General features: G+C 41.5%; 25 protein-coding genes. 7 read left to right on the plus strand and 18 right to left on the minus strand.

Annotation, left to right across the window (positions count from 1 at the left end; genetic code table 11):
* Nucleotides 1–103 precede the first annotated feature (103 nt).
* Nucleotides 104–2263: a S9 family peptidase gene (locus B3317_RS06845; protein WP_291109956.1), complete on the minus strand. Its 2160-nt coding sequence runs from the start codon at nt 2261–2263 to the stop codon at nt 104–106.
* 326 nt (nt 2264–2589) lie between these two features.
* On the opposite strand from B3317_RS06845, the gene B3317_RS06850 reads away from it, so the two are divergent.
* The gene (locus tag B3317_RS06850) at nt 2590–3723 is read left to right on the plus strand and encodes a TlpA disulfide reductase family protein (RefSeq protein ID WP_291109957.1); all 1134 of its coding nucleotides are present in this window, start codon (nt 2590–2592) and stop codon (nt 3721–3723) included.
* A gap of 253 nt (nt 3724–3976) precedes the next feature.
* On the opposite strand, the gene dacB is transcribed toward B3317_RS06850, so the two are convergent.
* Complete coding sequence (gene dacB / locus B3317_RS06855) at nt 3977–5422, minus strand: D-alanyl-D-alanine carboxypeptidase/D-alanyl-D-alanine endopeptidase (protein ID WP_291109959.1); 1446 nt, start codon at nt 5420–5422, stop codon at nt 3977–3979.
* An 80-nt stretch (nt 5423–5502) separates the two neighbouring features.
* Here dacB and B3317_RS06860 point away from each other — a divergent pair, with 80 nt between their 5' ends.
* From B3317_RS06860 to B3317_RS06880, 5 genes are all read left to right on the plus strand, one after another.
* Nucleotides 5503–6639, plus strand: coding sequence for an AI-2E family transporter (locus B3317_RS06860; RefSeq protein WP_291109961.1), 1137 nt, complete (start codon nt 5503–5505; stop codon nt 6637–6639).
* 62 nt (nt 6640–6701) lie between these two features.
* On the plus strand, nt 6702–7073 hold the full coding sequence (locus B3317_RS06865; protein ID WP_291109963.1) for a DUF3127 domain-containing protein: 372 nt from the start codon (nt 6702–6704) through the stop codon (nt 7071–7073).
* A gap of 80 nt (nt 7074–7153) precedes the next feature.
* Entirely contained in the window at nt 7154–7423 is a 270-nt protein-coding gene (gene rpsO, locus B3317_RS06870) for a 30S ribosomal protein S15 (RefSeq protein WP_029903098.1), read from the plus strand.
* 89 nt (nt 7424–7512) lie between these two features.
* Nucleotides 7513–8286, plus strand: coding sequence for an acetylglutamate kinase (argB, locus tag B3317_RS06875; RefSeq protein WP_291109968.1), 774 nt, complete (start codon nt 7513–7515; stop codon nt 8284–8286).
* Between the two features lie 155 nt (nt 8287–8441).
* Nucleotides 8442–9077 (plus strand): porin family protein, encoded by a 636-nt coding sequence (locus B3317_RS06880; RefSeq protein WP_291109970.1) that lies wholly within the window; start codon nt 8442–8444, stop codon nt 9075–9077.
* 400 nt (nt 9078–9477) lie between these two features.
* On the opposite strand, the gene B3317_RS06885 is transcribed toward B3317_RS06880, so the two are convergent.
* From B3317_RS06885 to B3317_RS06955, 15 genes are all read right to left on the minus strand, one after another.
* Entirely contained in the window at nt 9478–10659 is a 1182-nt protein-coding gene (locus B3317_RS06885) for a hypothetical protein (RefSeq protein ID WP_291109972.1), read from the minus strand.
* A 166-nt stretch (nt 10660–10825) separates the two neighbouring features.
* Nucleotides 10826–11158, minus strand: coding sequence for a hypothetical protein (locus B3317_RS06890; protein WP_291109974.1), 333 nt, complete (start codon nt 11156–11158; stop codon nt 10826–10828).
* A 99-nt stretch (nt 11159–11257) separates the two neighbouring features.
* Complete coding sequence (locus B3317_RS06895) at nt 11258–13186, minus strand: leucine-rich repeat protein (RefSeq protein WP_291109976.1); 1929 nt, start codon at nt 13184–13186, stop codon at nt 11258–11260.
* 32 nt (nt 13187–13218) lie between these two features.
* Nucleotides 13219–13632 carry a hypothetical protein gene (locus tag B3317_RS06900; RefSeq protein ID WP_291109977.1) on the minus strand — a complete coding sequence of 138 codons (414 nt, stop codon included), beginning with the start codon at nt 13630–13632 and terminating at the stop codon, nt 13219–13221.
* Complete coding sequence (locus tag B3317_RS06905) at nt 13629–14099, minus strand: hypothetical protein (RefSeq protein WP_291109979.1); 471 nt, start codon at nt 14097–14099, stop codon at nt 13629–13631. Before B3317_RS06905 ends, B3317_RS06900 begins: the two co-directional genes overlap by 4 nt.
* 938 nt (nt 14100–15037) lie before the next feature.
* Complete coding sequence (locus B3317_RS06910; protein ID WP_291109981.1) at nt 15038–15709, minus strand: hypothetical protein; 672 nt, start codon at nt 15707–15709, stop codon at nt 15038–15040.
* A gap of 99 nt (nt 15710–15808) precedes the next feature.
* Nucleotides 15809–16480: a hypothetical protein gene (locus tag B3317_RS06915; protein ID WP_291109983.1), complete on the minus strand. Its 672-nt coding sequence runs from the start codon at nt 16478–16480 to the stop codon at nt 15809–15811.
* A gap of 8 nt (nt 16481–16488) precedes the next feature.
* Nucleotides 16489–16806, minus strand: coding sequence for a hypothetical protein (locus tag B3317_RS06920; protein WP_291109985.1), 318 nt, complete (start codon nt 16804–16806; stop codon nt 16489–16491).
* Nucleotides 16806–17051, minus strand: coding sequence for a hypothetical protein (locus B3317_RS06925; RefSeq protein ID WP_291109987.1), 246 nt, complete (start codon nt 17049–17051; stop codon nt 16806–16808). Before B3317_RS06925 ends, B3317_RS06920 begins: the two co-directional genes overlap by 1 nt.
* Nucleotides 17052–17124: 73 nt before the next feature.
* Complete coding sequence (locus B3317_RS06930) at nt 17125–17643, minus strand: hypothetical protein (protein WP_291109989.1); 519 nt, start codon at nt 17641–17643, stop codon at nt 17125–17127.
* A gap of 3 nt (nt 17644–17646) precedes the next feature.
* Complete coding sequence (locus B3317_RS06935) at nt 17647–18612, minus strand: hypothetical protein (RefSeq protein ID WP_291109992.1); 966 nt, start codon at nt 18610–18612, stop codon at nt 17647–17649.
* A gap of 128 nt (nt 18613–18740) precedes the next feature.
* The gene (locus B3317_RS06940) at nt 18741–19454 is read right to left on the minus strand and encodes a hypothetical protein (RefSeq protein ID WP_291109994.1); all 714 of its coding nucleotides are present in this window, start codon (nt 19452–19454) and stop codon (nt 18741–18743) included.
* Between the two features lie 440 nt (nt 19455–19894).
* Nucleotides 19895–20131, minus strand: coding sequence for a hypothetical protein (locus B3317_RS06945; protein ID WP_291109996.1), 237 nt, complete (start codon nt 20129–20131; stop codon nt 19895–19897).
* The gene (locus tag B3317_RS06950) at nt 20115–21170 is read right to left on the minus strand and encodes an IS110 family transposase (protein ID WP_291109999.1); all 1056 of its coding nucleotides are present in this window, start codon (nt 21168–21170) and stop codon (nt 20115–20117) included. The genes B3317_RS06945 and B3317_RS06950 overlap by 17 nt, the downstream gene beginning before the upstream one ends.
* A gap of 249 nt (nt 21171–21419) precedes the next feature.
* Nucleotides 21420–21728, minus strand: coding sequence for a hypothetical protein (locus B3317_RS06955; protein WP_291110001.1), 309 nt, complete (start codon nt 21726–21728; stop codon nt 21420–21422).
* A 372-nt stretch (nt 21729–22100) separates the two neighbouring features.
* Here B3317_RS06955 and pnp point away from each other — a divergent pair, with 372 nt between their 5' ends.
* A complete protein-coding gene (pnp, locus tag B3317_RS06960) occupies nt 22101–24266 on the plus strand; it encodes a polyribonucleotide nucleotidyltransferase (protein WP_291110003.1) in 2166 nt (721 codons plus the stop codon).
* 40 nt (nt 24267–24306) lie between these two features.
* Here the strand turns inward: pnp and B3317_RS06965 are convergent, their stop codons facing one another.
* Nucleotides 24307–25704 (minus strand): transglycosylase SLT domain-containing protein, encoded by a 1398-nt coding sequence (locus B3317_RS06965; RefSeq protein WP_291110005.1) that lies wholly within the window; start codon nt 25702–25704, stop codon nt 24307–24309.
* Nucleotides 25705–25735: the final 31 nt, after the last annotated feature.

A 25735-nucleotide genomic window follows, 5' to 3' on the forward strand; every position in this document is an offset into this window, starting at 1 on the left:
ACAGACTTGCAGTATTTGTTGCCGGGCAATCTATTATTCCAAATAATAATATCCGGCAGTCCTTTTTCTCCGGCATAGTCAATAAGGGTATTATAAAGATTACCTATTTCAGAAAATCATCAAAATAACGGGTTATATGCTCATGTAAGTGTACCCTGTCATGTCCTGTCATATTATGTCCATGGCCCGGATATATAAAGAAATCGGGATGCGTACCCTTTTTAATGGCAGAATGCAGGAATTGCAAACTCTGTTGCATCACTACGGTAGGGTCTTCATCCCCATGTATCAGCATCAGGCGGCCTTTAAGGTCTCCGGCGCGTTCCACCATACTCGAATTTTTATATCCTTCCTGATTTTCCTGAGGACTATCCATATAACGTTCACCATACATCACTTCGTAGTATTTCCAGTCGGTAACAGGCCCTCCCGCCACTCCTACCTTAAATGTTTCGGGATGGCGAAGCATCAGGTTCAGGGTCATAAATCCGCCGTAACTCCAACCATGCACGCCTATCCGGCCGGCATCTACATACGCTAACGATTTCAGATATTCCACACCTGTCATCTGGTCTTCCGTCTCCACTACCCCAAGCCGGCAATGCGTAATATTTTCAAAATCTATTCCCCTGTTCGATGTACCTCTGTTGTCCATCGTAAACACCACATAACCTTTCTCTGCCATGTAGATATCCCATCCTCTGACCTGTCCCATCCATGAGTTATCCACCATCTGTGAATGAGGCCCTCCATATACATAAACAATGACCGGATATTTCTTGTCCGGGTCGAAATTTAGCGGTTTCACCAGACGATAATACAAGTCTGTCGCATTATCATTCGCTTTCAGTTTGCCCAATGTTATCTCGGGCAGCTGCACATTTCTGTACGGATCCTTAGCAGAATAATAGACATACGATTTATTCGATTTGGTTTCTGTAATCGTCACTTTTCCGGGGTTATTCTGCGAAGTGTATCTGTCGCAGATGTATTTTCCCGAAGCACTAAGCATACCGTCATGAACACCTTCTTCCTTCGACAACTGCTCTCTCTTTCCGGTTTTCAGATTCAATTTATAAATATGCTTCTCTATCGGACTTGCTTCGGTAGAGACATAGAACAGGTTCTCGCTTTTTTCGTCAAATCCCAATATAGAAGTAACATCCCATTTGCCGGAAGTAATTTGCTTTAATAATTTTCCGGTCGTATCATAAAGATACAAATGATTGAATCCGTCACGTTCACTTTGCCACAAGAACTTTGAAGGGTCGTTTTTCAGAAATAACACGGGGTTTTCAGGCTCCACATATTTCGGATGAGTTTCGGTAAACAGCGTTGTTTGCAGTTTACCCGTCGCAGCGTCATAACTCTTGACAATACAAGTATCCTGTCCCCGATTAACTTCAGCAATATAGATACTTTTTTCATCGGGGCTCCATGCTATATTTGTCAGGTATTTTTCTTTAGGAGTACCTGTTTTCAGATACACTGTTTGTTGTGTGACAGGATTGTAAACCCCAACTGTAACATGGTGGCTTTTCATGCCAGCCATCGGATATTTTATATCTTTCAGTTTGGCGATACGCGCCGAAATATCTACTAACGGATAATCGGTAACCATAGTTTCATCCATGCGGTAAAATGCCAGAAGGTTTCCTGCCGGAGACCAGAATATACCTTTGTTTATACCGAACTCGTTCCTGTGAACAGATTGTCCGCAGACGATACCCGGATTGGTTTCACTTGTTATAGCAGTCTCTTTCCCCTCCGAGTCCTGTATATACAGATTATTATCTTTTGTATATGCAAGCATTCTGCTTTTTTCGGCCCAGTCATGGTTATTCATTTTGTCTAACGAAAGGAATGTGGCCACTATCTTTTTTGCCACAAAGTCATATAAGTATATCTTGTCAGGAGTGGCGATCAGTATATCATTTGACTCCGGAGAAATAAACTGTATTGTATTCAGGCTTTTCAGTGACTCATCTTTATCGAACCTCATCCCCGAGTTAATATCCTGAAGACTAAGTAACACCTGAGGTTTCTCTTTGTCTGTATTGGGAGCAATCATCACGGAATCACCCTTTATGTAGGTCAGCTTATCTCCATGCCAACCGAGTTGACGGGGCATTTCGGCACGATACTTGCTAAACGTTTTACCTCCGGGCGTCAGGTCTTCTAATGTCAGGGGTATTTCTTGGCTGTGTGATTTCATTGGAAGCAAAATGCTTATGGCTAAAAAAACGGAATTAATAAATTTCATATCTATAGCTGATTTTTAGTGAACAAAGATAGTGAATTTCTATGTTGCAGATTGATTTAACATGTGCAGATTGATACTTTGGACGTCTACGATCACCGGAACCAGCAAGAGCACAGCGAATTAATTAATTTTTTTTTAGAACAATTTATTTTTTTAAACGTTTTAGAAATAAAAGTTATACTTTTGCGTTACTAATTATAAGAATGAGAAGTTAGTATATAAACATAAGAAAGTATTTTATGATATATTTTTCCATCTAACTACTTGTCATATTTTAATTAACAAAATAACAAATAGGTCCGCGACCTTATCTAAAAAACGAGAAGATGTTAAAATACAACATATTACACTGCACAGGACTTATCCTATTGCTTGTCGCAATAGTCACGTCATGCAGCAAAAATCCAAAAGAATTTGAAATAACCGGAAAACTCGACAATGTAACTGGCGATTATTTTTTCATGTCGCATGAAGCCGGAGATTCCGTATTTATAGACACTGTCGCCATCAGCCCAAAAGGTGAATTCTCTTTCCGGGGCGAGATTGATACACTGACAGAATTTTCATTATATTTCAACAAGAACACAAAAAGCACCTTTGTTCTGGCAGATAAAGGCTGGAAAGTAGAACTTAAAGGCGACGTCTTATATCCCGACATCATAGATGTGAAAGGAGGTGATGTGAACGATGATCTCACAAGTTTCAAGGATAAAAACAAGGCCTTGCTGAAATCCCGTGCCGATATATTGAATACCGCTGAAAATAATCTCAAGAACGAAGACAGCCTGGTGGTGAAAGATTATGTTGTGGAACTAAAGAATATCAACTTCGAATTATCAAATATCGCAGCAGCTTATGTGAAGGCAAACCCCGACAAGATAGCCAGCGTAATGCTGATAAATACATTTTTCAAGGATGAAACCTCCATTCCGCGGCTCGACGAAAACCTGTCTCTGCTAAAAGGCAAAGCTGTGGATTTTCCACTGACTGGAGAACTCAAAAGTTTTAGGGATAAAGTTAAGTTGTCGGCAGTAAATGCTTACGCTCCGGGATTTTCTCTAAAAAATATGCAGGACAAAACAGTGCAGCTATCTGACTTTAGAGGCAAATATGTACTTCTTCTATTTGCAGCTACCACATGCGAGGTATGCCGCGACGAAAAACAAGACGCAATCAATGTCTATAACGAACTGAAAAAACAAAAAAAGAATATCGAATTCATTTCCATCGTGAAAGACTCCGAACAGGTACCTCTCGCCGAAAACATAACCGATACTATAAAATGGAATATATTACCTGTAAAAGGGGGTTGGGCTGCAAAACCGTTCGACACCTATTACATTCGCGAAATACCTTACAATATCCTGATTTCACCGACCGGAATCATTCTGGAAAGAGATTTACCGATCCGTGCAGTCTTGAATAAGATGGAAGAGCTTACGGGCGAAAAGAAAAAGTGAGATAAAGAATCAATAAAAATTAATACACCATTTTCTGGTGGAGATCTTTAGGGAGGTGTGTCTAAAGTAGAACAGCACTATCAATGTGCTATCCTCTTTGTCATCCTGAGTGCAACGAAGGATCTCAGCCCTGAGAAACGAGATGTTTCACTCCGTTCAACATGACAACCAACGGTCACAGGAGTGTAGCGTATGTAAATAGATAGTAAAAAATACTTTAGACACACCCTCATAGATTCTTTACTACTTACCCTCAAAACATTGAGAGCAACAATTTATCTATAGCCTGTACCACCTGGCTACGCGAACCCGTAAAATTATTTACCATTACGGTAAATGCATATTTCTTATCCCCGTCCGTATAGTATCCCGCAAAGCATTGTACCCCATAGATACTACCACTTTTCATCGAGATCTTTCCCGCAAGGCGTGTTCCTTTAAGCCGGTTGCTCACAGTTCCGTCTTTCCCCGCTTTGGGTAACGATTCCAGAAATACATCGGCATATTTGCTTTTTGCCAGCATATACACCAGCAAGTCGCACATAAATACAGGACTCACGGCGTTGGACGGAGCAAGGCCGCTTCCATCGAACATAGTAAGTGCATCGATATTCAATCCCCGGGTTTTCCACAGGTCTTTCGTTCTGTCAATTCCCGCATCCAGGGCAGAGGAGTATATATCGGTCGTTTTTGTACGGCCTACAGTGCGTATAAGATGTTCCGCATAATGGTTGTTGCTCCTTACATTGGTATCCTTTATTATGTCTTTCAATGGAAAAGACTCGTGCCGATAGAATATATCTTCATTAAAAGCCTTCCTGTTTTCCGAGTACATCTGATTGTAATACCTGTCGTAAGCGCTTTCTACCGAACCTATCTTAAAACCTTTATCAAATAAGGCCTTTGCCAGTACCTCGCCGAGATATAAGCCCGGATCAGGGATATCACCTTTTATACTGAACGACGGCCTTCCAGCGGGGATATCGCCCGAGAGAATCCTGTTCACAGAAAAAGGTTCTCCGTGAATATATCCGTTATCCTGACCTGTAGTATTCATTGTAAGGGTATTACGGAACGACAGGTTCATTTCGGGCTGGGTCTTTATTATAACCGGGCAGGTATCTCGGCGCATCGTATTGAAAAAGAGCTTATAGGTATTATCGTAGACGCTGATACCATAACTTGCCGCAGCGTAATAATTGCCCATATCCTGATATGTCCATCGTTGCGACACTCCTTCATACCCGAAATAATCGTCGACGATAGTAATATTCAGATTTTTTGTTGAATCGAACTTCTGCCTGATCCGATCTGTCCATTGAGACAGGAACGCATCGGGGATATTATCCAATTGCCCGGTACCCAGTGTAGGATCGCCATATCCATGTACCAGTAATCTATCACGTTTATCTTTATCCACAGCCAGTGTAGTCTGATATTTATAATCAGGGCCCAGCGTTTCCAGCGCAGTGGCGGTGGTTACCACCTTCAGTATTGATGCGGGAGTATATGCCTTATCTTCATTATATCCGGCAAGCTGCCTGCCGGACAGGTCTTTAACGCAAATACCGACGGAGGCATGTTTGAGCCCCTGATGATTGAGGAAAGTTTGTATCCCTGCTTGTTTTACCTGCGCATTCAGTATATAAGGAACTAATACCAAGAATGTTAATAAACATCTACCCTTTGCTTTCATCATAGACAGATTATTACCGTAAATAAGAAAAAATAAAATATCTTTGTAAAGATATATCAAATTAATTAAAACAGCATCTGCATATGACAATGGGACAACCATTCGACAAGCCTTTTACCTTCGACCGTACTATCCGCTTGTTGATAAGCGTACTGGCTGTCGGGGCCGCCCTTTACTTTCTGTATTTACTGAAAGATGTATTACTGCCTTTTTTCGTGGCATGGCTTTTAGCTTATATGCTTAATCCGCTGGTACGGTTTTATCAAAGGAAGCTAAAACTCCCGCACTCTATAGCCGTTGTGCTTACGTTGCTGTCGGTGGCAGGAATATTTACGCTGCTCGGATTCATACTGGTTCCCCTTATCGAAAATGAAATATGGCAGATCAACAACCTTATTGCGAGTTATGATCTGTCGGCAATAAGCCAAAACGGTATTCCGGTAAGTGTAGCCGACATTATAGGCAGGTATGTAGACTACAAGGAACTTCAAAGCACCTTATCGAAAGACAACCTCGTAGAGATTATCCAATATATAAGCCCTGCCGTAGAGTCCCTGTTTTCGGGTACGATATCCTTTCTTTTTGGCCTTACGGTAGTTTTTATCGTTATCCTGTACCTGATATTTATATTGCTCGACTATGATAAGATAAATGAGCTTTGGCGATTTCTCATTCCCCCCAAATATCGCCCGATAGTAGGACGCATTACACTGGACGTTGAAACAAGCATGAATAAATATTTCCGTCATCAGGCTTTTATCTGCTGCATTCTGGCTGTGCTGTATGCTACCGGGTTTCAGATTATAGGTTTACCGATGGCAATTATGTTTGGTCTTTTTGTCGGTCTTGTACATATGATACCATACCTTCAGGTTATCACATTCCCGCCGGCGATACTGCTCTGCTGGTTGCGGGCATCACAGACCCACGACAGTTTCTGGGTTATGCTGGGTCTGGTAGCATTGATATATGTCATTGTGCAATGCATCATGGATTTATTCCTGGTACCGAAGATAATGGGCAGAGCCATGGGGTTGAATCCGGCAATCATTCTCTTATCCCTTTCCGTATGGGGTTCACTGTTGGGTGTAGTGGGTATGATAATTGCCATTCCTCTTACCACAATGCTTCTTTCTTATTACAAAGAATTTATTACCTCAGCCGAAAAACTGCAAGCCATAGAAGAAGCGCAACAGGAGATACCTTTCGATGAAAGTTGAAATTAATTGATTTTTTTGTATCTTTATGCCTCATTTTTGAAAATCAACAAAATAATATAATAATGCAGTTAACAGCAAAATTAATTCAAGTACTTCCTGTGCAGACAGGTATGGGTAAAAACGGAGAGTGGAGAAAACAGAGCATCATTCTGGAAACCGATGGTATGTATCCCAAAAAAGTATGCATGACTTTCTGGGGCGATAAAATAAATGAGTCTATACTTCAAATAGGAAATATTCTGGATGTATCTTTCGACGTAGAAAGCCGCGAATATAACGGAAACTGGTACACTGATCTCAGAGCATGGAAAGTAGAACCTGCAGGTGCAGGTCAACCTGCTCCGGCACAGGGATATGGACAAGCTGGCCAACCTGCACAACCTGCTCCTCCGGTGGACTTTAGCGGCGACAGTGGCGACGACCTGCCTTTTTGATGGATTTTCGGGTTAAATGTTTGTCTGTCAAAAAATAAGTTTTATCTTTGCACCTCGTTAAATAATATAAATAACAACTTATGTATTTAGATTCAGCTAAAAAGCAAGAAATCTTCGCAAAACACGGAAAGTCTAACACTGATACTGGCTCACCTGAAGCCCAGATAGCATTGTTTTCATACCGTATTTCGCATTTGACTGAGCACTTGAAGTCAAATAAGAAGGATTATAACACTGAAAGATCTCTAAGACGCCTTGTAGGTAAACGTCGCCGTTTGCTTGATTACCTGATAGATAATGATATTGAGAGATATCGTGCTATCATCAAAGAACTAGGTATCAGAAAGTAATCTTTCGGAGAAAAGATTTATTAAGGGATTGTTTCGATTGGAACAATCTCTTTTTGTTTTATCTTTATACACATTCATTCAGTAAATATATGGAGAAGCTAACCATAATAAAAGTCGGCGGCAAAATTGTGGAAGAAGAACAATCGCTGAAACAACTACTAAAAGATTTTGCCGGAATAGAAGGATATAAAATACTCGTTCATGGCGGAGGGCGGTCAGCAACAAAACTGGCAGAGCGCCTCGGTATAGAAAGCCGCATGATAAACGGCCGCCGTATCACGGATATAGAAACACTGCAGGTAGTAACGATGGTTTACGGAGGCCTTGTTAATAAAAATATTGTCGCAGGACTACAAGCCCTGGACGTCAATGCCCTTGGACTTACAGGTGCGGATATGAATCTGATCCGTTCCGAAAAAAGGCCTGTAAGAGATATAGATTACGGATTTGCAGGAGATGTAAAGGAAGTGAATACCGGAATACTATCATCTCTCATATCCCAGGGAATAGTACCTATATTGGCTCCCCTCACCCATGATAAGCAAGGCCATATATTAAACACCAATGCCGACACAATAGCCGGAGAAACAGCAAAAGCCCTTGCTAAAGTATTTGATGTGAACCTTGTGTATTGCTTCGAGAAGAAGGGGGTGCTGATGGACGAAAATGATGATAATAGTGTAATCCCGTCACTAAACAAAGCTGAATTTAAGGATTTGGTTCACAAAGGTGTTATACAAGGAGGTATGATACCTAAACTTGACAACGCATTCGAATCTATCGAAGCAGGTGTTAAAGAAGTGGTGATAACAAGTGCAGATGAGATTGGAAAAAACTCAGGCACACATATTTATCTTCCTTGAAAAGGAATATTTTTGTTAAGCGGTTATTAAGAAATAATCTATATGACATCTTTTTATATTCTTTTTTTCTATTTGTTTTTAAATTTGATAAAAAGAATATACATTTGCTTATGATTAATTATAAATCTTAACTAAAAACTAACAAAAAGTAACTTATGAAAACAATTCTTAAAACAAACTTAATTATTATTACACTGTTATTGGCTATAGGCATTCAAGCACAAGACAAACCTCTTACTTTTGGCGTAAAGGCTGGGATGAATCTTTCGAATATGACTGAAGACCTAAAAGGAGATGCTAAAATTGGATTCAATGTAGGAGTAACATTGGATTATACTTTGGCATCGGACCTGTATTTATTGACAGGGCTGGACTATTCTCTTGAAGGAACAAAAGAAGGCGATTCAAAGATAAATTTATCATATTTGAAATTGCCTGTACATATAGGATATAAATTCCAGGTAGCAGAAAATACTAAATTGGTATTGCATGCCGGTCCGTATATAGCATATGCTGCAAGTGGTAAATACAAAGCCGGCGCAATAAGTATTGATGCATTCAATAAAGACATAGAAGAGGCGTTAGGTTTCAAATATAACAGATTCGATTTTGGTGTCGGTCTTGGTGTTGGGGCTGAGTTTAACAAGATTGTCGTAGGATTGGGTTATGATTTAGGTTTAAGTAATCTGATTAATGTAAAAAACAGTGCAGCTGTTGAAGATATTACAGGAATATCTAATCCGAGCGGTAAAAATATGAACGCTTACCTGACAGTAGGATATAAGTTCTAAACAACAGGTCAGAATATAAAGCAAGCTCCGAAACCCGGGGCTTGTTTTTTTTATATACAATACCTTACTACCCACTTAAACACTTTCAGAAAACTTTATCTATATATAGCTGATAGCCGGAGCTCTTTGACAGATTTGGAAGGGATTAAAATTTAATGTTTAAGAATTTAAAGATTGGGAAAAAGTAAAAAAGCAGGAAAAGTTGTCAGGTTTGTCAGATTTTTATATAGTGTTCTTTGTGTAAATCTTTGTACCCCTTGTGGTAAAGAGTTTTAACCACTAAGTACACAAAAGAAATCACAAAGGGCACAAAGGCTAAAAAGACTGTATTTCTAAGTTAAAACAAGTTTTTCAGGCAGAAAATCAAAGCCAAGAGTTAAATGATGTTAAATGCAAGCTGTTAGATATCATAATTAAAATACTGCTTAAAGACTTGTGCAAGATGCGAATGGTTTCGCCATTTTTGCCAGTTGGGCGGGATATAGATTAATTCCTCTTCCTTATCCAGTATTTCAACTTTGAATTTAAACAGCTTCGTATCGGGGTCACCCATACAGAAGAATTTAAATATCTGTTCCTGATTAGCGGTGATAATAATCTCACCTGTATCATAATCGATATGTTCCTGGGGAAAGTTTTCCTCCGCAAACTGTTTTAATTGGCTGTCAGAGATAACTAAACCTTTAGAACTGCCCCATCTGCGGCAGTAGATTTTATCACTTGATTTTGATATGTATTTGGTGATGTAAGCGGATATTTTACCGATGTCGAGGGAGCTGTAACGGATGCGCTCGAAATCGACCGGAGAAAGGAACATGAAACGCTTAATACCGAGTTCATCCCTAAAATACATACGTTCGGTGTCCTGAATGAAATAAGTATAATCACCTTTGGCGATGGACTGACAGGCTTTCTTTAGTTTGGGATACTCCAGCGAAGTTTTTTTAACAGCTTTACTATGAGAAGACAGCACATCGAAGTTATTGCGATGCAAAAGCCGAAGAAAGCGCAGATTAACAAGGTAATAGTTAATACGGTCTTCGTACTCAAAGATACAATGATAGTGAAGAACTTCACGGGCGTGTTTTTCGTGTTTGTCGAGCCTGTCGCCTGACTGTCGTTCATTTGTCCAGAGCCATCGTTTAAGGCCGTAGTTTTTTCTTTCATTGTCAAGAAACTTTTTAAAGAGGTTATGTAAATATTTATCTTCCTGTACCTTGTCATCAAATTTAACGGGTACAGGGGGAAAGGTGAAAGTAACGAAGCGCAGGTATTCCTTGTGCTGACTGCGAAAGAAGATAGAGTTCGCAGCGTTCTTAATGGCCTGCTTACTGCGGGAACGGATAAGATAACCGTTCTCAGAATCATTTTTTGCGGGTGTATCGTCCTCTACAACATCTGAAAGGAGTACACAGCTATCGCAGCTACAGCCAGCACGATGACGAGCAAAAGCACCACCAGTATAAAGATGCGCTCGGTCTTTGACTTGCTTTTTTCTGCGAGTACCCGCAGGACACGCACCAACAGGAATAAGAACACTGCTAAAATCTCTACGAATCTTAAGAACATAATCGTTCAACATATCAGTTAAAATTTACCTGTTTTACCAATCGACGCAAACAGGATAGACAACAAACAAAGTATCAATAAGATACAGACACTAAAGCAAAAGGTCATAAATAAGCTAATCCGAAAAGTGTAACATAAACAAGTCCAACTATAGAGAGTATACGTTATAATACATTTTCCTAATCCTCGGGGAACATCAAAGTAGGTTCCTGCTTTAACGAGTCAATAAAACGCAGGGTTCTATCAATCGTTTTCTTATGCTCAATACCTATAATCGGGTCTTTACAGTGGCGCAAATGGATAAAAACGAACTGCAACAGCTTGCGAAAATCTTCGTGCTTTAAATCGAAGCGGGGAGACTGGCAGGAAGCGGAATATTCACCACTGACAGGGTGTTTAGCAAAACGGATATGGATATTGATACCACGGTAATCGAACAGGCATAGCCACGTTTCATGTTTGAGGTCACGTTTCTGCCAGAGGAATTGTATGTTTTTTTCTAAAGTTGTCATAACTGTAAGGGTGCAAGAAAGGCGGGAGTGTATTTTTCAACACTCCGAACCTTTGATTAATAATGAGCTAGCCTGTCAGCTAAATAAGGCTACAAACGGTCACGCATTTGTAAAATGAGCCTCAAAAGACAGGTTGCCGGATACAGGGCCTGAATAATACAAGCTGCCGTACATGGATTCACCTTCCTGCAGGAAGCCCGTATCGTCGGACAGGAATGAAGATACTCCGGCCTGAAAGTTTCCGTTAACGTTGACACTAGCCCATGCGATAGGGGTTGTATCGGCAGACGGTATGATATCATCGAAATTAAATTCCATCGAGCTATGCCCGGAAGGATAGTCTGCGGAATTAATAAACTCATACTGATTTTGGGCAGTCTTAACGGTAGCGATAACGTTAACCTTTGCCGTGCCATCGTTAACAGGGAAGTCCATTATCAGACGTGTCCGGAAATGACGGTCAGAGGCGAAAGCTTCCTGCTCAACGACAAGACCGGAACTGGTTTCACCTGTGGTAAAGGTAAGGCTTGCATAACGAGGGGTAGGGCCTGTATTTTCCGTAACGGTAAATACCGGGGTAAACGTACCATGCGGGCCACTAAGGATACTAACCTGCAACCAGTCAGGCAAAACGTCTTCGTGAGGCTGCCCCTGATCGTCCGTGTAATTATCGTAATACCACGGCAGGGTAGAAGTCAGCTTAACAGACTGCGAACCTGCGGGAGATGAAAAATTAAGCCTGTTCGGGATTGGAACGATACCGTAAGGAAGTAAGTTACGGAACGGATTAGCATCACGATTCGGGAACCGGGCACGGAATGCATTAGAGTCATTACCGAGTACACTAATACCGCTTGTATAGGCGACCGCATTCGCATTACCCGTACAAAGGGTATATCCGGTAGGGGAAAGCGAGAACACGGAAGGCGCCAGACGGCCGATATTTAACGGGCCTGTAAAAGCATCCGCACCATACATGAACAGACCGCCGACAGAGGTCAGCGAATCGGGAAGAGTCAACGGACGGGCGAAAGACTTACAAGTGTACATAAAGTAAGTATCGACGGTCTTTAAACCTTCCGGCAAAACAATATCCGAGTTAAAAGCCGTACAATTATCCAAGAAATTACTTCCAATACTTAACAAACCATTTGGTAAAGCCAACGGCTGATTGAAAGATGTACATTTCAACAGGAAAGCTTCACCGATAGCCGTAACAGTACCGGGGATAGTCAAAGAGGTAAGAGCGGAAAACTCACGGCAGAAATTACCCGGTATAGTATTATTAACTAATAACGAACCATCGACAATACATACTTCTTTTACCGAGTATTTGGTAAAGGTATGGGAACCCACAGTAATGGAAGTAGAAGCAACTCCGGTAGTACACAAAGAAGCCACTTCATTAGAAGATGTAAGAGGAACGATAGTACCATCGTCCAGACGGACAAAGTTCGATGCAGGAACAGGGGGAGCCTCATAATACATATTGAACTGCTGTATTATATTACTTTCAGCCTGCTGAACCTGAATAACCAAAGTACCTTCGGGGATATCATACGCAGGGTCTAACTGTATTTCTATCTGTGTATCGGAAATAACATTGACGCTATCTATAAAGTCATATTCATCCACTAACATAAGCTGATCGAATAACTCACCGTCTTTAGTGGATACACCTGCAAGGATAAATGAACCGGCTTCAATTATTTCCGGGGTAATATCCACAGATGTGGTATACAGAACGAAACCATAAGTGGGAACACCTAACAGCTCTATAATCTGGTCAAGTTTGCCGTTAACATCGCCAAGCGCATTACAGGCACAGCCCGTATTGTCTGAAATAGCCTGTAACAGCAAGTTTTGATTATTGATTGCCGTAACAATCTGGGGCAGGACATTCAATTTAATATTGATATCGGTAATACCGTTAGCGATATTAGAGAGGTGCATTACCATTTTTTGCAACTCGTCATACTGGGCCTGAGGGTTGGACCGCCAGTTTAACCGGAATTTATCTATACTCATAATTTTAAAAGTGAAAAGTGAAAAACTAAAGATTAGAAATTGATGCAGACCAGGACGAACACGTATTGTTCGAAGTCATCACGCATCAGGGTATTGCCGTCTATATCGACATCACCGTCTATCGGGCGCAGGTCATCGACAAAGAAGCGTCCGGCAGCGATATGAAAGGAACTGATTTCGGCGACCTGGGCGACCTGAACGATAGGGTGATTGTCGAGATACAACAGGGCATTACTGACACCCTGTGACAAATCGGAATAACGGTCACGGTTAAGCTGCCTGTTTACCGTAAAGGCATGGAGCAGGACAAAAGGCCTGTCGCAATCGAAATACATAGAATTGTCTATCTGCCCGACAGCAGGGGCGGTAAGGGGCGTACATTTGAACATGCGCAGAGCGTAAGACGTTTGCCTTTCGCTAAGCTTATTTATACCGTTGGCATTCATAATTTAAACATATTTAAAACATTATCACTGGTAACAAAGAAAACCGAATTGAAGAATTCGATTAAAGAGGGATGCAGAACAAAAGCCTGTGCGCTTTCGTAATAATCACCATTCCAAACGGATAAACCGAAGCGTTTGGAAACGTCACTGTAGGTTAAAGGGACTAAACCCTGATAGGTTTTTACCTGATTAACTACAAGTGACTGCATAGGGGTGTTGATACACCGGGCGAACTCCGAATAAATCCTTTCCGGTTCAATGAAATAGCCTTGCAACTGCCTGCCTATGTATTCGGCAAGGTGCAGGGGTATTTGCAGCGAAAAGATAACCGCATGGGAGGGAAAGATAGCGGAGTGCTCTTTTAAGGCCTGATAGAAGCTTTGTACGGCTATAGTATGGATAATGAACTTACGTTCGGTTTGTACATAGCAGACAAAGAGCCAGGAGGATAAGAGAGGCTTTTTCATGAGTCAACTTTTTTAAAGATTACGTTTAAACCGTCCTCACGGGCTTTAGGCGAGCAATGCAGGCCGTGTTTAACCTTGATATCAGAACAGTTAATGAACTGATTAAGGTAGCAGCCATAGCAGAGACGGTGATAAGGCTGCGGGACGGGCTTGAGGGTGAGAGTTGGGGTGATTTTAACAGTTTCCATTAGTATCACAAATTCTAAAGTAAACAGATCTATTTTGTAACTCAAGATAAGGAATACAGGGAGCAGGAAAAGGCTTATGTACAAAGTTAATACCTTTGCAAATAGACCTATAATCACATCTAAAGCATTCAAACATCTCACCATCTACAACATAATAGTTCTTTTGGGAAATATTAATTATCTCAACACCTGAAGGTAAATTCAGAATATAACGTTTAAATAAATAACGGATCAGCTTTTTCAACATAATTATTTTATACTAAAGATTTTCAGCAGGTGCAACATTGAAAATAATACTTTTACCATCAGGACGGTAGCACCGATCACATGTAAGACCCTTATACGAATCCACAAAATCAGAACAAGCATGACTATTACGAAATAAACAATCAGAACAATCATGCGTAGCCTCTACAGCCTTAACGCGGAGACTGTGATAATACAGGACCGTACCCGGTTCAGGGTAATAAAAACGAGGGCTATTATCAACGATAGGCAAGTCACCTACGAAACGTTTATAAAGGTAAATGATAAACTTTTTCATAATTATTTTTATATTTGGGGATTATTAACTAAAATGCATAAGAGAATATGAATACATTACTATTTTTAGGAAACTTAGGAACGGGAGAAATATTAATACTATTACCAATACTAATTATAGCGTTTCTTGCCCTTCCAATATGGGCTATATCAAAAATTCACATACAAAAACAGAAAATAAAGATGTTAGAAGAAAGAATAGAAGAACTAAAGAACTCCCAAATGAGATAAATATTTTGTTTTTTCAGAAGATGAAAACAATTTCTTCAAAGCATCCGTAAGAGAAAAATACTGTTCTTCACCCATATGATACCAACTTCGACGCTCTTTACTAACCAAAGAGAAAGTAGACGATAACTGAACAAATTCAGCCGATTTAACTGTTAACATATAATTGCCTACAATTTCATGATCGGTATCTTTTGCCCACGGAAGCAAAGTATCAGAATACATTTCATCAAAAAGATAAGTAGCAGCACCAAGATAAGTATCACCGTTAGACATCCTGTCAGATGAATGCTTTGCTACTTCCTGATTCTCTTTTTCAATAGCAGCACCAACAGAAGGATTAATAACATTTTTCCATTTCTTAATTAACGGCCAAAGAAATTGAAAGGCAAGAAAAACGATAACACCAACAACAGACCACATTAACACATACGAAAATGTGCCTGTAATCATTTTTCCGGTACCACCGCCTTTAAAACTAAATATCTTTGCACCGCCTGTATTATGCATAGCATTGGAGTAATTACGGGCGTCTACATCGCTTTGGCGTGCGCTATTGATACGTGAACGGCTTTCATTACTTGTATTGTGGTAAGTACGGCCGTCTATGTCGTAGTTACGGGTAGAATCTATATTATATGTACGGGACATAATTTTATCAATTAAGGGTTAAATGAAGCCGGGGAGTTTCACAACGGCCCGGATTCTGAACAAATTAACTATAATACACAAAACAAAATATGTAACTCTTTAAACTTTTGTACTCCATTCGTTGTACTTGGTACGTGGAAGCCAAAAGTAACCGGCTTCGACACGGTGAATGAAGTAACCGATGGCAGCTAACAGTTCCCTGTTACTGTCAAGGTTGAACGTATCATTTACGCCGATACCGATATACGAAGACAAGATATTTGCGTAGGCTATCGGGTTATTGGTCTCATGTCCGCCGGAACCTACCGGAGCATAACGGGCTGTCAGTTCGTTCAGTGTCTTGATACCGTGCTTCTTTGAATAGTTCTTCAAAGTCATAAGCTGAGCACGCACACCGTAATCAAACGTGTCAAAGTAAATGATACCGTTTTTCAATGTAAGGGTTTCGTTCATACCCTGCCATTTGGTTGTATTATCCCAGAACAATGCGCCGGGATTGTTGGTACGTTGGCTAAGAGCCGTACCGTTGGTTAATGTCTCCTGTTGGTTCATATCAAATCCATTTCTATAAATACTACCGAATTCAGCCGTGTTACTCTCGGGTGTGGTAACAACAGGCGGTTTAATTGCATTGGCTGCAACGGTTCCACCTGCTAACCCGGCAGCATTATTTGTACTATTGCTATCCTTACTAAAGAAGAACTTATAGATAAGGTAGCCGATAATAGCGACTATAGCCGCTATTATCAAACCTAATAAACTTTTATTCATGGCCATAACTATATTTTAAGAATGCCTTGCTTTGTCAAAAAGGCTTTCAGATAGTTATTCCAGACATATATAGCTCCGAAGATAAGCAATGCGCCTATAGCGAGTTTCTTAAGCATCGGGAACATATTGTTTCCGCCACGTCTGCGACGGCCGTAAGAACGGCGTCTGCGATTACGAACCTGTACATACCTGTTACGGTAACGGGTTTTGAATATCGTCCTGTAACGGGTGCGGAAACGGCGGAAGGAGCGGCGGAAGCCGTACCCGAAACGGCGACGGCGACCGTAGCCACGGCGACGGCCGTATGAATTTCTATACCTTGCCATTACAAACCTCCTTTCTCGTTATAGGTTTCGGCATCCTGTGCGAATTTTTCCGCATCAGGTTTAAACAGGTCCTGAGCCTGAATGACATTATCTGCCTTTTCAGTTTCGTCATCGTCCGTTTCTTCCGGTTCAGGCGGGTACTTTTCACGCCATTGTTCGTACTCGGGAAGGAAAGCGTCCATAAACAGTTTTCCGGCAGTTGCGAAGATGGCCAGTAATGCCATCCATTTGATAAGACTTTTCATAATCGTTTAATTTAAAAGATTGATTAATAATTGAATAATAAGTGTTTAATTATACTTTTCGGATTAGCTGTTATTACCTGCGTTTTCCGAGGGAGTAAGCAATGAACAGGATAAGGGTTACAGTACCACCGACAACAAGCAGGAAGTTATCACGGATAAACCGGGCAACTTTTTGTGATACGGTATCTGCGACAACGGCGCCAACGGCATAACCGAGTTCACCCTCTATCTTTTGCTGATCTTTAGCCGTACCGAATATATTGCTTTGCTTGGCTGTCTGCCAAAGGCCGGTAATAAGGGCTATCCAGTCTGTTTTATTACCGCCGGAAGAATCAGCCAAGCGGGTGGCGATAGAATCGACCTGTGTAGAAGACTCCATCACTACATCGAGGCCTAACAGGTTGGATTGCTGCGCACCTGACAGGGGGTCAGTACCGGAAACGAAGTTATTCACAAGCCCGGCATCCATAGCCGAGGGGGTAAGGAACGGAGAGACAAGGGAGTCCAGAAGAACCCGTGTATATTCCGCTTTTGCTCCCGGTTCGTCAGGAATGTTATATAATGCCCCGTTCGGGGCGGTCAATACCGACATAAGCTATTTTTTATTTGGTAAAACAAAAATTGATAAAAACAATAATAGTATACCGCCACCAATGGCGAGCATCACGGGAGTAGATAAACCACCCGCATTTGTAGAAGCGGGGGCGGAATAGACAGTACCGGAAGCAGCAGTTTGGGACGTTTGCGGGGCAAGCGTAGACGAAACCGCAGTACTTCCGGAGGTAGGCAGGAAAGAGTTTGAAACCTGACTATAAATATTAGTTGCAGTTCCAACCACTTTACCCGCCGTATCAAGAAATTTACTTAAATCAAAGGCCATAGCGTCACTATTAAATGTACTTAATTCACTATTAAATGTACCGTCAGCATTCAGGTAGATTCGAGACAAACCGCTTGTATCGAATTGTCCGGGCTCTTTCAGGTCGGTAGAGCCTAAGCCGTTACCGACGGCTTTAACGTCATAAATACCGATACCGTTCTTATCAAGGGTATAGAGGTATTCTTTCGTAGAAGCCAGATAGTAAAAGCCGGAAGGCATATCCGTACGTCCTGTCAGCAGGATATCACCGGGCAGGGGCTTTAAAAGAAAGTCATAGACTATTTGCTGTTGGAACGGCATATCGGAAACGGCTTTTTGCGCCGCAGTATTCGCAGCGGACGCGCCGACAGCGGCAGCAGTAGCAAAGGGAGCTACAACAGGAACGAATGTAGACACGCCGCCGAGAACGATAGAAGCGGCAGTAAGGAAACCGCCTAAGAAACCGGGCTTATCAGGTACAAGGGTGTATTTATTACCGCCTTTGGCGTACCATGTACCACCGTTCATAATATCCTCTATAAACTTCCTGATAGAGCCGTATTTTTCGGCAGCTTCGAACAGTTCGTGAGGAAAAGCACGCATAAGGGCTACAAATGTTTCGCCCTCATGACCTCTTTTCTCGAACAGGTTCATGTTATAACCGGGGTTGGCACGTTCTACCAATGCTTTAAACGAATCCATAATTAATAATTCTAATGCTACATTTCATTCCGCTATCCGGGAGAATGATACTAAGGTGTGCTACGCACGATTTATATATTGTCCCGGATGAAAAAAAAATATAGCGGTTTTTCAAATACCGTGCCAGACTAGATAGTAGAGGTATCCACTACGCGAAGGACATAGGCGCGGTCATCATACTGGGTTGTTACCTTAGAAGTAACGAAATCAGTAACGCCGATAGCATCGTAGAACGCACCGCCGGAGAACTCGAGTTCATTCGTGAAGCCCTGAACAAGGTCAGTGATATTCTGGCCGTTGATAACACGGGTAGAAGTGATTTCAGTACCGACAACGGCAAGAACGTCATTTTGAGCACGGGCAACGGCTTCGAGTTCTTTCTCATCCCAGTTAACAGAATATTCTGCGGAATTTTTCGCTAATAACTGGAAGTCACGCAACTGCTTAGGAACTAACAATTGGTTACAGTTGGTAAGGTCAATTGCTTTCTGATTGGAAGCGTTCAGGTGAATGCTTTCGTAAACAAAGGCAAGGGAACTCTTTACTGTATCAACTGCATAGATTTTCAGTGATTTGACATCAGAAAACCCGGTAGAGACGGATACATAAGAGTTGTCATCAAGGGCAAGGGCACCGCCTGCACCGATCATGACAGGGAACACAACACGGTTGATGTAACCGGGATTTTGCGCACCGCCTTGTTTATAGGCCTGAATGTGTTGAGGGCCCATCGTGGCAGCGATAGCCAAAGGAAACACAGGAAGGGAAGGAACCAATGTACGTTGACCGCCTTTGCGGGAAGTGTACAGCACTTTCAGGTTGTCAGCCTGAGAAAGGTTCAAGTCCTTAAAGAAGGCTTGCAGGCCATCAACAGCAGTGTTTTTCGTTAAATCGAATAACAGAAAATGACAACCGTTTTCAATTTGCAAGTCCGACGAGTTTTTAACGTCTTCGTAAACTTTCATAATGATTTAATTTAAAAGATTGATTAATAAATAAGTATAATAAGAGGCGGAATAAACCGCCTGATTATTCATATATACCTGAATGATACATAATTACAGAAATACAGTTCAGAATAAGATATCTTATAGTCAGAAATACCCAACTTTCCCATTAAATCCGAAATTTCACCTTTCGTCAAAGTATTATCACGGAAATAAAGTAAAATACGACCGTAGCAGTTTACAGTCAACAAAAACATATCTGAAATACATTCAACCTTATTCAAAGATTCCGTAACAGAATTTAAAGCAGTAAGTAATGATAGAGATGCCATAGCTTAAGAGTTATAGATGTCACGTATACGGGTTCCGAGATTCTTTAGAGCAGAACGCTGAGCATCTGTAATAGAAGCTGCAAAAGCGTCTTTAGACAGCCAAAGACCGCTAAATTCATCGCGCGAAGAAGTAGGAAAACACTGTCTATCAACAGCCTCTACAACTCCAAATATTGCGTCTAATTCGTCAGGGGTAAGTTCCTGAATACTGGCCAGGCCTGCGTTAATTTTGATTTTCATAAGAATTAATAGTTTGATGATTAATAGAATGATTTAATGATTGCTTCGGGGTTGAATAACCGCCGAGTTTGACGTATGGAGAACCACGCTTGACAGTGGCAAACATGCGCTGGATAAGCTTGAATTTGATAGCGTTAAGAACGTTATTACGGTGTTTACCGGATGCCCTTTTACGCTCGAAATATAAGCGCAATTCAGGGTCATGCCGGACAGCAGCAAGGGCAGATTGCGAAAGGTCTGCTTTTAGCTGTTTATTTGCCATCTGGCTAACCTTATCGGCACGCTTGATACTCGTACCGGATTGTTTACCGAAGGGGGCGACACCGCAATAACAGGCGTAATCACGGGGATTATCGAAAGCCTTAAAATTATCGGTGTGCAGTAAGATATTGGCAGCATTGACAAGGGAAATACCGACAACGGTAGTCAGCAGATTGTAATTGTTGAAGGTTTCTTCATCGGAACGGATAAGTTCCAATAAGTCAGTTTCAACTTCTTTAACAAGAATACTGATTTGCTCTAATTGACGGGTATAACGCCCGGTAGAGGCGTTTACAGCGTTCTTATGTTCGGTAAGGTATGTTTTGATACGCTTACGCTCTTTTACATAGGCACGACGTTCCGTTAGAAGTTCCTGAAGGCGGAGACGGTAAGCCGTCTTAGGCTTGTCGTAAACATGCCTGTCACGTTTTTCATAACAGTAGCGGGATATCGCACGGGCGTCTATCTTATCAGACTTGCCACGGCGAAGGCCACAGGAGTATTTTATTTCATGTCCGGGGACGAACATGAAGTCTATACCGGAAGATTCAAGAAAACGGCTGAATTCCAAGCCGTAGACGCCTGTATGTTCCATACATACGGCGATAGTGTTAGTTTTGAAATGTTCAGATTTAAGCCACTTAAGGAAATGGGAAAAACCTTTAGAATCATTACTTATAGTTAAGTAATTTTCTAAAAGGTACTTTTCCGAATCATACAGACAAATGTCTAATGTCAGTTTAGAAATATCAACACCTATGAACGCTTGTTTCTCCATGTAAACGGTTTTATTAAATTATTACATTCAAAACCTTATTTGACGTTTCCTAATACTCTTATTAGTTCTATTCTAAATTTCTACCTAGGCCTTGCCAATAAAATACGGGGCGGGTCTAATACAGTCTATATGCCTAAAAGCGTTAGCTACCTTTCTAGTTCACCACACCCCGCAAGGTTAAGAATAGAATAATAAATAAAGAGCACTATATTTTTGTTTCCCGTTAGGGGGTAATAATTGAAAAGACAACTAATCGAAATAGAAATTGACATAAGGCGACTGACCAGGCCAATAACACACCTGAACGGTAGTAGCCTTAAAAGCTTCCTTAATCAACACTAAATCGTCAGGGTAAACTTGAGAATCCTTAGACACAGGATCAACTTTAACCGGAATAGACAATTTAGGGTAACATTCACCGGAACGATCAGACACTAACAAAAGAGAAGTGTCAAGAGAACGGAATTTACATTCGGAAGAATGAGCCGTAGCGTACTCGAGAGATGCAAGGATAAGCCTGTTAATCCTGGCCAATTTGAGAGAATTGAGCTTTGTCATAATTAATTATTCTTTAATTGTTTAACCTGTGACAAAACTAAGAGTTACCTTTGTTACCTTTTAATAAGTAGTAAGTTGAAAGTTATATGAGATACGAGTAGACAAGACACGAGATACAAGTTGTTAACTGATGACTGCTAACTGTTAACTGTAAAAAGTGTCAACTTTGTAAAGTTTTTCCTATAAACTATTGGATAACAACGATCAGCCAATAAGTAAAATAACTTGCTTTTTTATATCTATTAAGCATTTAATATTTAAGAATGAAGGGTACGCAACTCATGTATATTGTCTTTTCAGTCTCCATCCCCTTAATTCTCAAAAACTTTGCGTACCTTTGTCCGATTTTAAGAAGTTTAGAAAAAAATATTTATGATGAATCCGATTACAAAGAGTATCGATTTAGGTGATGGAAGGACTATCACCCTTGAAACCGGAAAATTAGCGAAACAAGCGGATGGATCTGTAATGCTGCGCATGGGTAATACCATGATGCTGGCTACAGTTTGCGCAGCCAAAGACGCTAAACCGGACGTTGATTTTATGCCTTTACAGGTAGAGTATAAAGAAAAATTTGCTGCATTCGGCCGTTTCCCCGGAGGTTTTCTTCGCAGGGAAGGGCGTGCTTCAGATTATGAAATATTGGTTTGCCGTCTTGTAGACCGCGCGCTTCGCCCGTTATTTCCGGATGATTATCATGCAGAAGTATTTGTGAATGTTACGCTGTTCTCTTCCGACGGAATAGATATGCCGGATGCATTGGCAGGACTTGCTGCTTCCGCCGCACTGGCTGTATCTGATGTGCCTTTCAATGGGCCGATATCAGAAGTGAGAGTTGCACGTGTCGACGGACAATTTATCCTTAACCCGACTTTCGCTCAACTGGAGCAAGCTGATATGGATATTATGGTAGGTGCTACTATCGACAATATCATGATGGTAGAAGGTGAGTTTAAGGAAGTTTCAGAAGCAGAAATGCTGGAAGCGATCAAAGTAGCGCACGAAGCGATCAAAGTACAATGCCAGGCTCAGATAGAACTGATGGAAGCTGTAGGCAAAACAGTAAAGCGCGAATACTGTCACGAAGTAAATGATGAAGATCTTCGTAAAGATGTATGGGCAAAATGCTACGACAAGGCTTACGCTGTAGCAGCATCAGCTAATACAAACAAGCACGAGCGCGGGGATAACTTCGCAGCTATCGTAGAGGAATATAAGGCAAGCCTGACTGAAGAAGAACTGGCAGAAAAGGGTTCTTTGATATCCCGTTACTATCACGATGTGGAAAAAGAAGCTATGCGCCGTTCTATCCTCGATGAAGGAAAACGCCTCGACGGACGTTCCACAACAGAAATCCGCCCTATATGGAGCGAAGTGGATTACCTGCCGGGAGCGCATGGGTCTGCTATCTTTACTCGTGGAGAAACACAGTCACTGACCACAGTTACTTTAGGTACCAAACTGGATGAGAAAATCATCGATGATGTACTGAACAATGGAAAAGAAAGGTTCCTTTTACATTATAACTTCCCTCCGTTCTCTACCGGAGATGCACGCCCGCAACGTGGTGTAGGCCGTCGTGAAATCGGACACGGAAACCTTGCCCACAGGGCATTGAAACCAATGATTCCGGCTAACTACCCATATGTTATCCGCGTAGTATCGGATATTCTTGAATCGAATGGTTCATCTTCTATGGCAACCGTTTGTGCCGGAACTCTGGCTCTGATGGATGCCGGTGTGCAGATCAAGAAACCGGTAACGGGTATAGCAATGGGACTTATTTCAGAGAAAAAAGGTACAAACTTCGCTGTACTTTCCGACATACTCGGAGATGAAGACCACCTCGGTGATATGGACTTTAAAGTATGTGGAACAAAAGACGGTATCACTGCTACCCAGATGGATATTAAAGTAGACGGATTGTCATACGAGATACTCGAAAAAGCCCTGAACCAGGCTCGTGAAGGACGTTTACACATTATGGGTAAAATCCTTGAAACATTGCCTGAACCACGTGCGGACTTCAAAGAAAACGCTCCGCGTATCGAGGTTATTATCATCAACAAAGAGTTTATCGGTGCAGTTATCGGCCCTGGTGGTAAGATCATTCAAGGTATCCAGGAAGAAACAGGCGCTATCGTTACTATCGAGGAAATTGATGGTTATGGCCGCGTAGAAATATCTGCTACAAGCAGAACTTCTATCGAAGCCGCCGTTGCGAAAATCAAAGGCATTGTAGCCGTTCCCGAAGTAGGCGAGGTGTACACAGCCAAAGTCCGTTCGGTAATGCCTTACGGTGCATTCTGTGAATTCCTACCGGGCAAAGATGGTTTGCTTCATATCTCTGAGATCTCTTGGGATCGCATCGAAGATATGGAAAAAGCCGGACTGAAAGAAGGCGATGAAATAGAAGTGAAACTGATTGACATCGACCCTAAAACCGGGAAATTCAAATTATCCCGTAAGGTACTTCTTCCACGTCCTCCAAGACCGGAAAAGCCTATACAGAAGAACAACAACGAAGGAAACAACTAATCTATCTACTATATGAAGAATGGGGGATGGCTCTAAAGGGCTATCCCCTATTTTTATTCCCGCTTATCCTTTTAAACCGTTCCATCGTAGCCAGTACATTATTCACATACTTCATCGTTTCGCCACCTCTGAAATACCCGCTTTTACATACCGGGTCATTATAGTATTCCGGATTGCTTTTCAGCTCCAGATACTTTTGCACATTTCCTTCCCATATATAGGGATTGGCTCCGTATTTAAAGGCAAGAGCCTGCGCATCATTCACATGTCCGTTTCCTGCATTATAGGCAGCCAGTATAAATTTTTCGCGTTCACTGATACTCTCTACTTTCCGGAAGATTTTGTCCAGCCTGTCCAGTAATTCGACAGCTGCCCCGATACTCAGGTCAGGGTTCATGCGGTCTTGACTTGTCAACCCCAATGAGGCCGCAGTACGAGGCATCAGTCCCATAATTCCGGCAGCGCCCGCCCACGAAGTAAGATTGTTTTGGAAGCGGGACTCATGATAGCAAATAGCAGCAAGGAACTGCCACTCGTATTTTGTGTTCTTGGCATGTTTCCTGAACAGATCGTCATAAACAGAAACCGCACCTTTGGGCAGATTTTTCGGAATCTCGTAATCCCCCTCAAAAAGCTGTTTGCTTAACTCGAAATATTTCTTTATAATACTCTTATATACAGGTGTATTGTCATTCTCGGCAAACCATTCATTAAGAGCGTTCGCCAGATTCGGCATATCCTTACGCACCGCCCATGAGGCCCGTTGCTCGAAGCTTATTGGCAAAGAGATGTCAATATTCCTGAAATAAGTGCGGTTTAACCTGGCAATATATTCATCACAGGCTGTATATCTTATCTTGCCCAACGATACCATCTCTATCAGGTCCTCGCTGGTAATAGTATCCTCACTAACTGTATGTATCTTAATTCCTCCTCCTAATTCCGAATCAAGATTGAGCAGGCGTTGGTGATATTTTGTATCCGCCTCTACATACACCTCTTTTCCGATAAGACCTGTTACATCCTTTATTATAGTGTCTCCTTTATTCGCCCTCTGAACAAGAACCTGATGGGTTATCTGTTGCAGTCCGCAATAGGAAATGGAATCTTTCAACTCATTTTGTATAGGCACTGCATAGGCGATAAGATCTCCCTCCCCCCTTTTTAACATTTCTATCAGCCGGGTAGTATTCTCCGCCACTTTTACATTCAGTTTCAACCCGTAATGATCGCAGAAGTCCTGAGCAAGATCGTAGTCGTACCCCATTGGCTCTTCTCTGTAAATAAAGTATGAAGTAGAACTATTGAGCGTTATAATAGTCAGTTCGCCTTTCTCCTTTATTTGTTCAAAGTCGTAAACGGATTGTTCCTGCTGCTTCTTACAAGAGAAAAAAAAGCAGGACGAAAGCAACAGGTAGACGATAAGGCTATATTTCATAATGCAACTCCTGTTTTTAATACATTGTGAA

The sequence above is a fragment of the Dysgonomonas sp. UBA7710 genome (assembly GCF_002482385.1).
In the GTDB taxonomy this organism is placed as follows: domain Bacteria; phylum Bacteroidota; class Bacteroidia; order Bacteroidales; family Dysgonomonadaceae; genus Dysgonomonas.